We start from the raw sequence: 12,166 nt of genomic DNA on the forward strand, positions 1-12,166 counted from the left end.
AATTTACATAAATACAACACAATGTTTAAAAAACAATCATACCAAAAAGTTATATCACTGCTGTAATGTTGCTAAGCAGTGGAGTAACCATATGCGAGTGAAACTGAATTAAAGGTTAATTGCTCTTTATACCTAGACTTCATTATTAATGTGAAAACAATTAATTAAAAGACTTAATGAGCAGTTTAGGCAATGTCTCACAAACAATAGGGCAAAAAAAACGCCGCTAGTTAGCGGCGTTGATAATTTTTTAGTTTATTCCTTCAAGCTTAGTCTGCTTGTGGGCGCATATGTGGGAATAAAATAACATCTTTGATAGTTGATGAGTCAGTAAACAACATGACTAAACGGTCAATACCAATCCCTTCACCCGCTGTTGGTGGTAAACCATACTCTAACGCGCGAATGTAGTCTTCGTCGTAGTGCATTGCTTCATCATCACCTGCGTCTTTTTCTTCAACTTGGCGAGAAAAACGCTCAGCTTGATCTTGTGCATCATTAAGCTCAGAGAAACCATTTGCTAGTTCACGGCCACCAACAAAGAATTCAAAGCGGTCAGTTACAAATGGGTTTTCGTCGTTACGACGTGCAAGTGGAGACACTTCCCACGGGTACCCTGTGATAAATGTAGGTTGGATAAGCATATGCTCAGCCGTTTCTTCAAATATTTCACATAAAAACTTACCCGGGCCCCATACGCAGTTTTCAGGAATTTTAACATGCACTTGTTTAGCGTACGCTTTTAATTCTTCAAAGTGGTTTTCTGGGTCGTTAAATACCGCAGCATCAAACTCAGGGTTATATTTTAAGATTGCGTCGCTCATGCTTAAACGTGTGAACGGTTGACCAAAGTCATACTCTACTGAATCAATCACTTCACCGTTTTCATCTTTAGTAGTGTTAACAACGATTGGGCTACCCAATACGTTAGTTGCAACTGTACGCAACATGTCTTCGGTGATGTTCATTAAATCAATGTAGTCAGCGTATGCTTGGTAGAACTCAATCATGGTGAATTCTGGGTTGTGACGCGTTGATAACCCTTCGTTACGGAAGTTACGGTTAATTTCGAATACACGGTCAAAACCACCTACTACTAAACGCTTTAAGTAAAGCTCAGGCGCAATACGTAAGTACATGTCGATATCAAGCGCATTATGATGAGTCACAAACGGACGCGCAGATGCACCACCAGGAATAACCTGTAGCATTGGCGTTTCTACTTCCATAAAATCGCGGTCTGCTAAAAAGCGACGAATACCTTCAACCACTTGTGAACGAATACGGAATGTTTCACGCGTTGCTTCGTTAGTAATTAAATCAACATAACGCTGACGGTATTTCGTTTCTTGATCCGACAGGCCATGGAATTTTTCAGGAAGTGGACGAAGTGACTTAGTCAGTAGTTCGTACTCAGCCATATCTACGTATAAATCACCTTTACCCGATTTATTAAGTGGCCCTTTAACACCAATAATATCGCCAATATCAAGCTGGCCATATTTTGCTTTTAAATCTTTTTGAACGTCTTTTGATGCATAAACTTGTACACGGCCTTTCATATCTTGAATAGACATAAACGGACCACGCTTAGCAAGAATACGACCTGCAATCGATACTACGTGCTGTAATTCGATTAATTCTTCTTTACTCTTATCACCAAACTCAGCCTGCAAATCTGCCGTGTAATGCTCACGACGGAATTGGTTTGGATGACCGTTGGCTGGGCAATTTGCGCGAATAGCGTCTAATTTGCCGCGACGCTCAGCGATTAACTTATTTTCGTCTTGGATTTGATCAGTCATTTTTTAGCTCTTTTTTAGCTTGGTGGTTATAAGCCAGATTTTAAGCTGGCTTCAATAAATTTGTCTAAGTCGCCATCGAGTACCGCTTGAGTATTACGGTTTTCAACGCCGGTACGTAAATCTTTAATACGCGAGTCATCAAGTACGTAAGAACGAATTTGACTTCCCCAGCCAATATCTGACTTGTTGTCTTCTTGGCTTTGCTTTTCTGCATTTTGCTGTTGTAGCTCAAGCTCAAATAATTTCGCTTTTAACTGCTTCATTGCTTGGGCTTTATTTTTATGCTGCGAGCGCTCGTTTTGACACTGCACCACAGTATTAGTTGGCACGTGAGTAATACGTACCGCTGATTCAGTGGTATTTACGTGCTGACCACCCGCGCCTGATGCACGGTAAACGTCTATACGCAAGTCAGACGGATTAATGTCAATTTCAATATTGTCATCAACTTCTGGGTAAACAAACGCAGAAGCAAACGAGGTATGACGACGACCACTTGAGTCAAATGGACTTTTACGAACGAGGCGGTGTACGCCTGTTTCAGTGCGTAACCAACCATATGCATACTCACCAGAAAAACGTACCGTTGCGCCTTTAATACCGGCAACATCACCATCGGTCGCTTCAACAAGCTCTACTTTAAAGCCTTTTGCTTCACCCCAGCGTAAATACATGCGAAGTAAAATATTACACCAGTCTTGCGCTTCAGTACCGCCAGAGCCTGACTGTAAATCAAGGTAGGCATCGTTTGAATCGTGAGAACCTGAAAACATACGACGAAACTCAAGCCCTTCAAGCTGCTGATTTAAATCAGCTAGTTCACTTTGTGCTTCATCAAAGGTGTCTTGATCTTCGGCTTCAACAGCAAGCTCTACTAACCCTTCAACGTCGTCAGTACCCGCCACTAAGGTGTCAATGGTTTCAACAACGGCTTCTAGTGCTGACTTTTCACGACCAAGGGCTTGTGCGCGCTCAGGTTCATTCCATACGGCTGAATCTTCAAGTTCGGCGTTAACTTCTTCTAAACGTTCTTGTTTAAGAGCGTAGTCAAAGGTACCCCCGAAGCAGTTCAGTACGTTCGCGAATTTCCTTGATTTGATTAATCACAGGATTCACTTCAAACATGTACATTACTCCAAAATGGCTAGGTTATTGCGCACTTAAAAAAGAGACTGAGCGCAATTAAAAATCATCAAATAATAAAAACGCCCGATTTTAACAAAAAACCGCGCGTTTTATTAGCCTTTTATGCATGGTTTGAAGATATTTTTTAGCCCACTTTTTCAAGCTCTCTTACAATCAGTTGTAAGCTAAATTTACCTCTAAATTCATTTATATCGAGCTGGTACGCTACTTTAACAAACTGCGCCTCGGTATCTGGCCACGCTTTTACATCAATGCCAAAAGCTATGGCGTCAACTAAACGTGCAGATTGGTGTTTAAGGACTAACTTTAGGTGTTTTTCACCCACAATGCGCTGCTGTATCACTTCAAAGGTGTGTTCAAATATCGGCTCAGGAAATTGCTGCCCCCACGGGCCTGATTGCTTTAATAATTGTGCAAAATCCATGCTAAAGCAGTCGTTAGGTAGCTCACCATCGGTAAACACAATGCAACGTTTACTTTCTTCACTTAGTTGCGCGCTGACCGCACTTTCAAACGCACGTTTAAACTCAGTAAATTGCTGCTCGTTAATACTTAACCCTGCCGCCATTGCGTGGCCGCCAAATTTATTAATTAAACCAGGCTGCGCGGTGTTTAATCCCTCAAGTAAGTCGCGCATATGCAAGCCTTCAATAGAGCGACATGAGCCTTTAATTTCACCGTTTTCACCACCGGCAAATATCACAGTTGGCCGGTGGTACTTTTCTTTTAAGCGCCCGGCTAAAATACCAATTACCCCTTGGTGCCAATCGTCTTGGTACAAACAAATGGCATCGGGCACACTGTCTTCTTTAAAGGCGAGCCTATCGAGCACCGCTTGCGCTTCTACTTGCATGCCTTGCTCTATTTCACGTCTGGCAAAGTTTAAGCTATCAAGCTCACCGGCTATGCGTCTTGCTTGATTTATGTCGTTGCTAAGTAAACACGCTATGCCTAGACTCATGTCGTCTAAGCGCCCTGCTGCATTTAAGCGTGGAGCAAGCGAAAAACCAAAGTCACTGGCGCTCAAACGCGCGGCATTGCGATTAGCCACTTCAATCAGTGCGGTAATACCTGGGCGAGTTTTACCGCTGCGAATACGAGCCAAGCCTTGGTGCACTAAGGTGCGGTTGTTCGCATCAAGTGCCACCACATCGGCTACCGTACCTAACGCTACAATATCAAGCAAATCAGCTATATTTGGCATAGGATGATGGTTAAAGTAGCCTTGTTCACGCAGCGCACTTCTCAGGGCAATGAGTAAATAAAACGCCACACCAACACCAGCTATCGACTTAGAAGGAAAATCACAGTCATGACGATTAGGATTAACAATAGCATCGGCGTTAGGCAGTTGTTCGCCTTGCAAGTGGTGATCTGTTACCAGTACTTTTATGCCTGCGGCTTTAACAATCTCAATGCCTGCGATACACGATATGCCATTATCGACGGTGATCACTAAATCGGGCTTCATTGTCACTATTTGCTCAGCCAATGCTGGGCTTAAGCCGTACCCTAAACTAAAGCGGTCTGGTACTAAGTAATCTAAGTGGGTAAAGCCAAACATGGCTAGCCCTTGCATTAAGGTGGCGGTGCTGGTTGCGCCATCGGCGTCAAAATCGCCCACAATAAGTATTTTGCTTTGTGCGTGTAGGGCTTCAATTAACAGTTGGCTGGCTTTGTCTATATCTTTAAAAAGTTTGAAGTCGTGGAGTGTAGCTGCGCTATTGTTTAGCTCATCGGCATGGGAAACATTTCGCGTGGCATAAATTTGCTTAATAACAGGGTGAAGATGGCTCGGCAGATGAGAGTCGTCAACGGGTTCTCGCGCAATGATCATTTTTTTCATGCTAGTTTTTAACTTATGATGTTCATGATATAAGACAAAAAAAGGCCATAAAGGCCTTTTTAAACACATACTCGCGGTATTGCTTAGCCCGCTTTGTTAGCCTCAAGCGCTGCGCTTAATGCCGCAGCAGGCTGATAACCTGGGATCATCGTGCCATCTTCTAAAATAATAGCCGGTGTACCGCTAATACCAAAACTCTGGCCTAACTGATAATGCTCAGCAACAGGTGCGCTACAGCCTTTAACAATTTGGGTATCTGCACCTGATTTAGCTTCAGTTAATGCTTCTTGCTGATCTTTCGCACACCATACATTCATTAAATCAGCGTAACCAGATCCTTGCAGACCGCCACGCGGAAACGCTAAATACTTAACGGTAATACCCGCATCAAGTAAGTCATCTAGTTCACGGTGTAATTTACGACAGTAACCACAGCTAATATCGGTAAATACAGTAATGCTGTGCTTCTCTTCAGGCGCTTTGTAAACAATCATTGAGTCTTCGTATTCTTTTAACCCTGATTGGCGCACACCATTAAGTGCTTGCTCGGTTAGGTTACTACGGTTGTTTAAATCGATTAGCGTACCTTGCATTAAAAATTGACCGTCAGGACTTGCATACAGCACACCTTTATTGGTGATCAATTCTTTTAAGCCTGCAACTGGGCTTGGATTAATTTGTTTAACGGTTACCCCTAGCGCGGCAAATTTCGTCACGATAGGATCATTGGCATCGGGTGTTACTGCAACGCCATTAGCAAAGGCGCTCAAACTAGTGCACAACATGGCACCTGCTAACATTAATTTTTTCATAACGGGTTCTCTATCTTAAAAATACTTATCTTATCGTGTCTATATGACCGGCTTAGTGACAAAAAAATTCGCTTAAGCACGAGGATGATGCTCAGTATGTACCGATTTTAATCGTTCATTCGCTACATGCGTATAAATTTGGGTAGTTGATAGGTCGCTGTGGCCAAGCATCATCTGCACCACACGCAAGTCAGCCCCATGATTTAATAAATGCGTTGCAAATGCATGTCGCAAGGTATGGGGTGATAACGGCGACTCAACGGATGCCAAAATAGCATAGTGTTTGATCCGATGCCAAAAAGTTTGTCGTGTCATGCCTACCCCTCGTTTAGAAGGAAACACAAAATCGGTGGCATGTTTTATCATTTGCGCGCGCCCAAGCTTAAAAAATTGCTCGAGCCAGTACATGGCCTCTTCACCTAATGGCACTAATCGCTCTTTGTTACCTTTACCTTTTACAAACACCACAGCTTGGCGCAAATTTATTTGCTCCATTCTAAGTCCCACCAGCTCGGTTACCCGCAGGCCTGTTGCATACAGTAACTCCAGCATGGCTTTGTCGCGCAACCCCATTGGCTCTTCAATAGTGGGGGCACTTAATAGCGCCTCTACTTCAGCCTCAGAAAGCGTTTTTGGTAACGACTGCCCCGCTTTAGGCTGAGCAATATTAACCATAGGTGAGTCGCTAATTATTTTTTCGCGTACAAAGTACTGATAAAAACGTTTTAATGCACTAATACTGCGTGCAGTACTGCGTGGTTTTAGCCCTAAATCAACGCGGTGTGCTAGGTAACTTTCAACATCTAAGCTGGTTACCGTCATTAAGTTTTCGCCTTTTAAAAATTGGCAAAACTTATCTAAGTCACTGCGATAAGCGCTCAGTGTGTTTTCACTTACGCCTTGCTCTAAATAGAGGCTATCAAGAAAGGTTTCTAAAAAGTCGCTATTGCTGCTTAGCTCAGTATTTTGTTCAGGTAAATCGTCAGATAGCGTTGTCACGTTGTGATCTCATGTTGGTAATACCACGGGAGAAGGTATCAATTAAAAATACCTTACGGTAAACTTGAGCCTATCATAACAGGCAATTACATAGTGATAAATACGATGCAGATTGGTTTATTTTTTGGTTCTACTACCTGCTATACCGAAATGGCGGCAGAAAAAATACGCGACATTATTGGCGCCGATATCGTCAGTTTACATAATATTAAAGACGAACCGCTTAAAAACGCTGAGCAATACGACTTTATCATTTTTGGTATTTCTACGTGGGACTTTGGCGAAATTCAAGAAGACTGGGAATCAAAGTGGGACGACATAAAAGATGTCGACTTAAATGGTAAAACCATTGCTTTGTTTGGCATGGGCGACCAGCAAGGGTATGGTCAGTGGTTTCAAGACGCATTAGGCATGCTTCACGACGAAATAAATGCCCAAGCCATTACTCAATTAGGCTTTTGGCCGAACGACAGTAATTACGAATTTGAAGCATCAAAAGCACTTACCGAAGACGGTAAACAGTTTGTAGGTTTAGCATTAGATGAAGACAGTCAGTACGAGCTAAGCGACGAGCGTATTGCCACTTGGGTAGAACAAGTGATGACAGAGTACGCTGAAACCCTATAACTCACTATTGCAAAGAGCGCTGCCATGCAGCGCTTTTTAATTCTTAACTATTCTACTTTTAACCAGTATTGGTTACGGTAAAAAAAGCCCACATAACCACGCACTTCAAGTTTTTCGCCATTTTGCTGCGGTGTTAAACGCACGCTGTAGGTTTTACCGTTATTTGGGTCGAGTATTTCACCGTCTTCCCAACTACCGTTACCCGCATAGGTCACATCTTCAATAATGGTCATCCCCAACATAGGCTGATTCTTTTTATCTCCATCACACTCGGTGCAAAGTGCATCTTGCTTGGCTTTATTGAGTATTTTTTCAATTTTACCAGTCAGCACGCCATCTTGCTCAGTAATGCGTACGTACGACTTAGCCTCGTTAGTCTCTTCGTTAATAGTTTTCCAAAGCCCAACCGGTGTGGGGTTAGCAAAAACCTCAGAGGTGTTAAATAAGCTACCCGCTAAAAGGGCTAGTAATAGTATTTTTTTTGTTTTTTTAGTTAATAAATTCATCAGATCACTTTAAACATGAGTCAATAATTGTGCCATACTAACAACCCTTTATAAAACACTCTACGTAAAAATGCTTTAGGCATACAGCGTGGTATTACATATTTAAATAAAACGCCTTGCACAGTGCAATGTAGTCTTGACTGTAAGCATTACTTAACTCCCTTATGCATAGGGTGCTTTTACTTACTTCGCAATCATCAAAACTAAAAGTCATCAAACTGCGGCTAAAGGGCTTATTTGGCATAGCTTGTACTTGGCAGTGACGATTTAAATACAGCCCTTGCTGCTGTGCTAATGTTATAAATAACTGCGCCTCAGTGGTGGGTAAAATAAGATTAAAACGCGAATGTTGATGACTTAGGTGCCTATACGCACCAAGCAGTTCTGCAAAGCTTAAACCATCGGTATGGCGAGCGATATTTCGCGCTGCATTATCACCTTTTAAACTGTGATTGAAATAAGGCGGATTAACTATAACACAATCAAATAAACCAGCAGCCTCAAACTGCTGAATAGACTGATGGTAAATACTAATATCCGGCCAAGGACTTTGCTGGCAATTTTGAAAAGCCTGCTGATAGGCTGCTTCATCAACTTCAACCGCGCTCACCTTTAAATGTGGCGCTCGTTGCTTACACATTAGAGCCAGTAACCCTGTACCTGTTCCTATATCAAGTAACGTATTTGCGTGGCTTAAATCAGCCCATGCGCCCAGTAAAATACCATCGGTAGAGACCTTCATGGCGCACTGGTCGTGCTCAACCTTAAATTGTTTAAATGCAAAACCAGACATTTTTTCACCTTTTCATTCACCAAGCAGGTTTAAGTGCGTATAATTAACGGCAATTGTCCCCTATTTTTGACACTCTATGCAATTTTCTGAATTTGATCTTGATGATAAGCTACTCAATGCTATTAATAAAATGGGCTATGAAACTCCCACTAGCATTCAACAACAAGCCATTCCTGAGGCGTTGCAAGGACGCGATATTTTAGCGTCTGCACCAACAGGTACAGGTAAAACGGCGGCATTTTTAATTCCGGCAATTCAATATTTAATGGATTTTCCGCGTCGTGATCCGGGCTTTGCACGGGTATTAATTATGACCCCAACGCGCGAGCTTGCTTATCAAATTCATGAACAATGTGAGTTACTTGCAAAGCAAACCCAGTTAAAAATTGGGGTGGTTACCGGCGGTATAAACTACGGTACACACAAAGAAATTTTTGAAAATAATAACGACATTTTAATCGCCACACCTGGGCGTTTAATGGAGTATTTGGAAACCGAAAACTTCCACGCAGAAAACGTAGAAATGCTCATTCTTGATGAAGCCGACCGCATGCTCGACATGGGTTTTCGTAAAGAAATGCTGCGCATTTGTGATGAAGCTAAAAACCGTCGTCAGTGCTTTTTATTCTCAGCCACCCTTGAAGGTGACAGCGTAGAATTATTTGCTGAGCGTATTTTAAACGACCCCGCGCTACTTGAAGCCGAATCATCACGCAAAGAAAAAGCTAAAATACATCAATGGGTTCATTTAGCGGATGATTATCATCATAAACTTGAGCTATTAGTTAACACCTTAAATGGCCCTGACGTAAGTAAAGCGATTGTGTTTGTAAAAACCCGTGAGCGTCTTGAAACCCTTATTGGTGAACTAACCAATAACGGCGTAAAAGCTGCGTGGCTACGTGGTGAAATGCCACAAGACAAACGCATGAAAGCCATGGAAAATTTCCACAGTGGCAAAACTCGCATTTTGGTAGCAACTGATGTCGCCGCGCGCGGTATTGATGTAGCTGATATAAGCCACGTAATTAATTTTGATATGCCTCGCACTGCAGATGTATACGTACACCGTATTGGCCGTACAGGTCGCGCGGGTAAAAAAGGTATTGCAATTTCACTCATTGAAGCGCACGACATTGGCATACTTTACAAAGTAGAACGTTACATAGAGCAAAAGCTAAAACGCCGTGTATTTAAAGGATTAGAGCCAAAGCATAAAGAAGCCAAACCACCGGTTAAAAAGCGTAAAGATCCAGTAAAAATGAAAGCAAAGAAAAAAGCCAAAGCTAAAAAGAAAAAATAGCTTTAGCTTTAACACATTTAATTGAGCCGACGTTTGTCGGCTTTTTTGTGGCTTAAAAACAGTGAGTAAGCTATTCATAGTAATATGTAAAAAATACTTAGCTGAATAACCAATTAATAAAATAGTAATTTATTTCAAATAGTTAATCTTGGAATGAAACTTGTAACCCTATCGAATATACGAGTATTAAAACGCCGAGTAATGGCATTGTTTTTTAGTAACACACTAAGGATATAGTTATGAGTCGCATTAAATTTACTATCGGTTTTATTTCGTTTTGTTGTTTATTTTTATTAGCCTCTGCTTTTAAAGTCAGTGCAGCAACGCATTTAGCTGTAGTTAGCAGTGTGGCTACACAACCTAATTTACAACAATCTATTACTCATGAATTGCGCACTAACCCAAATTTAAAGTTAGAAAAACTAAACGTACACGTTAATGACGGTGACGTTGAACTTAAAGGCGAAGCCAATAACGGTTTTGAACGCGCTCTTGCACAAAAGTTTTTAGAAAATATGGATGGGGTTAAAATCATTCATAACAAAATTAGTGTCATTTAATATAACTTTTTCTTAACTAATACACTTAACTTATCCCTCAGCGCTGCTTGTTTCTCCAACACAAGCGGCGCTTTTTTATAGTTTGCACAATATAATTCACTGCAGAGCATATTCCCAAGCCAGTTTAAAAACTTAATTAAATGCCTTTTAGTTTACGCATCAATCGCGACGCTCATTGCAGCTGCTTATACTTTTGAAACCTTTATTTATAAACACTTATTATAAAGCGCTTACATCAAGCTTGGGCTCTAGTTCGGTTGATTAAATAATCTATTTTGAGATGAGAAACCTTATCGATATAGTTTTCTAATTGAGGCGTTTTTAAGGCGTTAGCGCAAGGCTTTAATTACTTCAGGTTATCAATTGGGTCTGTTGTTCTTTCAAGGTTGAATTTGCAGCAGTCTGTTTGGTATTTAGCCAAAGGTTCTGCCCAGGGACATTTACTCTTTGTTGTCTATATGGATGGTGGTAAGGAGTGTGAGCTGGATACGGAAGCTTTGCTCGGTTTTTACTTATTATTACATGGATGTAAGCCAGTAGAATAAAGCAGGAGCAGTTATCGAGCCCACTAGGCAACAAACCTCGCGTCGCGATTAAATAGCTCTTAGTTTGAACTAATTTTAATCCGCAAAGGTTAACAGTCCCTTATATTATTTATTATAAAAAGCGCGTTTTACTTTGTAAAAACGCGCTGATAGTCAGTAACTATTTCCCAATGCTTTTACCTTCGGGGTTTTAAATTATTTACTCACCTTGGCTTGCATCAGTATTATTGTCACCCTCTTTATTTGCTGACTGCAGATTTATTTTATCACTTATCATGGCATCGAGTTTTTCACCGCCCTTTATACCAAAATCCAACGTACGAATAGGAAACGGAATACTAATATCAGCGGCATCGAGTGCTTGCTTAACGGCCACAACCCCTTTGTGACGCACTGTCATAAAATCAGGCTCACCAGGGTATTTGATCCAAAACCACACCAACAAGTTTATACTGCTATCACCAAAGCCTTCGGCATAAACAGCGGTTTCATTTTTGCGGATCACAAAGTCAAATTGGTTAATTTTGTCGACGATGACCTCACTGGCTTTTTCTATGTCGTCAGCGTAAGAAATACCCACCGGCACTTCGATTCGTCTTACCCCTAAGGTACTGTAATTACGCAGTACATTTCTAAATAGTATTTTATTAGGTACTAGTATCAATTGCCCGTAAAAGCTCTCTATTAGTGTGTTGCGCAAGTTTATTGAGTGTACCGAACCAAACACATTATCGGTTTCTATGACATCACCCGCTTTAAACGGTTTACGAATTCCCATGGCAATACCCGCTATCAGGTTTTCGGTCATATCTTGAAAAGCAAAACCAATGGCAAGACCAACAATACCTGCACCAGCAAGCAGAGAAGTGACGGTACTTTTTAAGCCCATAAAATCAAGGGCAATAAATACCCCCACACTCAGTACAATAACTTTAAATATTGAGGCCATTAAATCGGCAATTTGCGTAGAGTCGAGCGAGCGACGTAAAACATTTTTCATTCCTTTGCCTGCCAAACGGGCAATAAATGAAAATATAATGGCAATAATTACTGCAACGATAAAGTTTGGGATATGACTTATAACTACATCAAACCAACCGCCAAGCTTTTCTTCTATCAACTTTTCGGCTTCTGTAATTGAGGGAATTGAGAGCATTTATTTTATACCTTAGTTAGGGTTAGTAATCTAAGGCCTGCAAAAATAACGCCAGTATAAAAAAGCCA

11 protein-coding genes are annotated in these 12,166 nt (G+C 41.3%); 3 read left to right on the forward strand and 8 right to left on the reverse strand.

What is annotated here, in order from left to right; all coding sequences use genetic code 11:
- Positions 1–269 precede the first annotated feature (269 nt).
- The 5 genes from lysS to xerD form a co-directional block, all read right to left on the reverse strand.
- Positions 270–1,805 carry a lysine--tRNA ligase gene (lysS, locus tag BG00_RS01430; RefSeq protein WP_008467803.1) on the reverse strand — a complete coding sequence of 512 codons (1,536 nt, stop codon included), beginning with the start codon at positions 1,803–1,805 and terminating at the stop codon, positions 270–272.
- 26 nt (positions 1,806–1,831) lie between these two features.
- Positions 1,832–2,930 (reverse strand): peptide chain release factor 2 gene (gene prfB / locus BG00_RS01435; RefSeq protein ID WP_096038752.1). Its coding sequence is split into 2 segments (ribosomal slippage): positions 1,832–2,854 and positions 2,856–2,930, totalling 1,098 coding nucleotides; the frame shifts between segments, so codons are not numbered across the junction.
- A 145-nt stretch (positions 2,931–3,075) separates the two neighbouring features.
- A complete protein-coding gene (gene recJ, locus BG00_RS01440) occupies positions 3,076–4,797 on the reverse strand; it encodes a single-stranded-DNA-specific exonuclease RecJ (protein WP_036983314.1) in 1,722 nt (573 codons plus the stop codon).
- A gap of 83 nt (positions 4,798–4,880) precedes the next feature.
- Positions 4,881–5,609 carry a bifunctional protein-disulfide isomerase/oxidoreductase DsbC gene (gene dsbC, locus BG00_RS01445; protein ID WP_036980127.1) on the reverse strand — a complete coding sequence of 243 codons (729 nt, stop codon included), beginning with the start codon at positions 5,607–5,609 and terminating at the stop codon, positions 4,881–4,883.
- A gap of 72 nt (positions 5,610–5,681) precedes the next feature.
- Entirely contained in the window at positions 5,682–6,608 is a 927-nt protein-coding gene (gene xerD, locus BG00_RS01450) for a site-specific tyrosine recombinase XerD (RefSeq protein WP_036980129.1), read from the reverse strand.
- Positions 6,609–6,713: 105 nt separating this feature from the next.
- Here xerD and fldB point away from each other — a divergent pair, with 105 nt between their 5' ends.
- Entirely contained in the window at positions 6,714–7,235 is a 522-nt protein-coding gene (gene fldB, locus BG00_RS01455; RefSeq protein WP_008467792.1) for a flavodoxin FldB, read from the forward strand.
- Positions 7,236–7,282: 47 nt separating this feature from the next.
- Here the strand turns inward: fldB and BG00_RS01460 are convergent, their stop codons facing one another.
- Both BG00_RS01460 and BG00_RS01465 read right to left on the reverse strand, forming a co-directional pair.
- Complete coding sequence (locus BG00_RS01460) at positions 7,283–7,741, reverse strand: DUF2147 domain-containing protein (RefSeq protein ID WP_036980131.1); 459 nt, start codon at positions 7,739–7,741, stop codon at positions 7,283–7,285.
- Between the two features lie 94 nt (positions 7,742–7,835).
- On the reverse strand, positions 7,836–8,534 hold the full coding sequence (locus BG00_RS01465; protein WP_036980132.1) for a tRNA1(Val) (adenine(37)-N6)-methyltransferase: 699 nt from the start codon (positions 8,532–8,534) through the stop codon (positions 7,836–7,838).
- 76 nt (positions 8,535–8,610) lie between these two features.
- Between BG00_RS01465 and srmB the strand changes: the two genes are divergently transcribed.
- Positions 8,611–9,837, forward strand: coding sequence for an ATP-dependent RNA helicase SrmB (gene srmB, locus BG00_RS01470; RefSeq protein ID WP_036980134.1), 1,227 nt, complete (start codon positions 8,611–8,613; stop codon positions 9,835–9,837).
- Positions 9,838–10,076: 239 nt separating this feature from the next.
- Positions 10,077–10,397, forward strand: a complete 321-nt coding sequence (locus tag BG00_RS01475; RefSeq protein ID WP_036980135.1) for a BON domain-containing protein — start codon at positions 10,077–10,079, stop codon at positions 10,395–10,397.
- 744 nt (positions 10,398–11,141) lie between these two features.
- Here the strand turns inward: BG00_RS01475 and BG00_RS01480 are convergent.
- Positions 11,142–12,098 carry a mechanosensitive ion channel family protein gene (locus BG00_RS01480; protein WP_036980137.1) on the reverse strand — a complete coding sequence of 319 codons (957 nt, stop codon included), beginning with the start codon at positions 12,096–12,098 and terminating at the stop codon, positions 11,142–11,144.
- Positions 12,099–12,166 lie beyond the last annotated feature (68 nt).

Source organism: Pseudoalteromonas sp. SCSIO_11900, assembly GCF_000576475.1.
Lineage (GTDB): Bacteria > Pseudomonadota > Gammaproteobacteria > Enterobacterales > Alteromonadaceae > Pseudoalteromonas > Pseudoalteromonas tetraodonis.

Coding starts and splice junctions, on each gene's coding strand:
- recJ (WP_036983314.1), bottom strand. CDS start 4,797: ATGAAAAAAATGATCATTGCGCGAGAACCCGTTGACGACTCTCATCTG.
- dsbC (WP_036980127.1), bottom strand. CDS start 5,609: ATGAAAAAATTAATGTTAGCAGGTGCCATGTTGTGCACTAGTTTGAGC.
- fldB (WP_008467792.1), top strand. CDS start 6,714: ATGCAGATTGGTTTATTTTTTGGTTCTACTACCTGCTATACCGAAATG.
- BG00_RS01460 (WP_036980131.1), bottom strand. CDS start 7,741: ATGAATTTATTAACTAAAAAAACAAAAAAAATACTATTACTAGCCCTT.
- srmB (WP_036980134.1), top strand. CDS start 8,611: ATGCAATTTTCTGAATTTGATCTTGATGATAAGCTACTCAATGCTATT.
- lysS (WP_008467803.1), bottom strand. CDS start 1,805: ATGACTGATCAAATCCAAGACGAAAATAAGTTAATCGCTGAGCGTCGC.
- BG00_RS01480 (WP_036980137.1), bottom strand. CDS start 12,098: ATGCTCTCAATTCCCTCAATTACAGAAGCCGAAAAGTTGATAGAAGAA.
- BG00_RS01475 (WP_036980135.1), top strand. CDS start 10,077: ATGAGTCGCATTAAATTTACTATCGGTTTTATTTCGTTTTGTTGTTTA.
- BG00_RS01465 (WP_036980132.1), bottom strand. CDS start 8,534: ATGTCTGGTTTTGCATTTAAACAATTTAAGGTTGAGCACGACCAGTGC.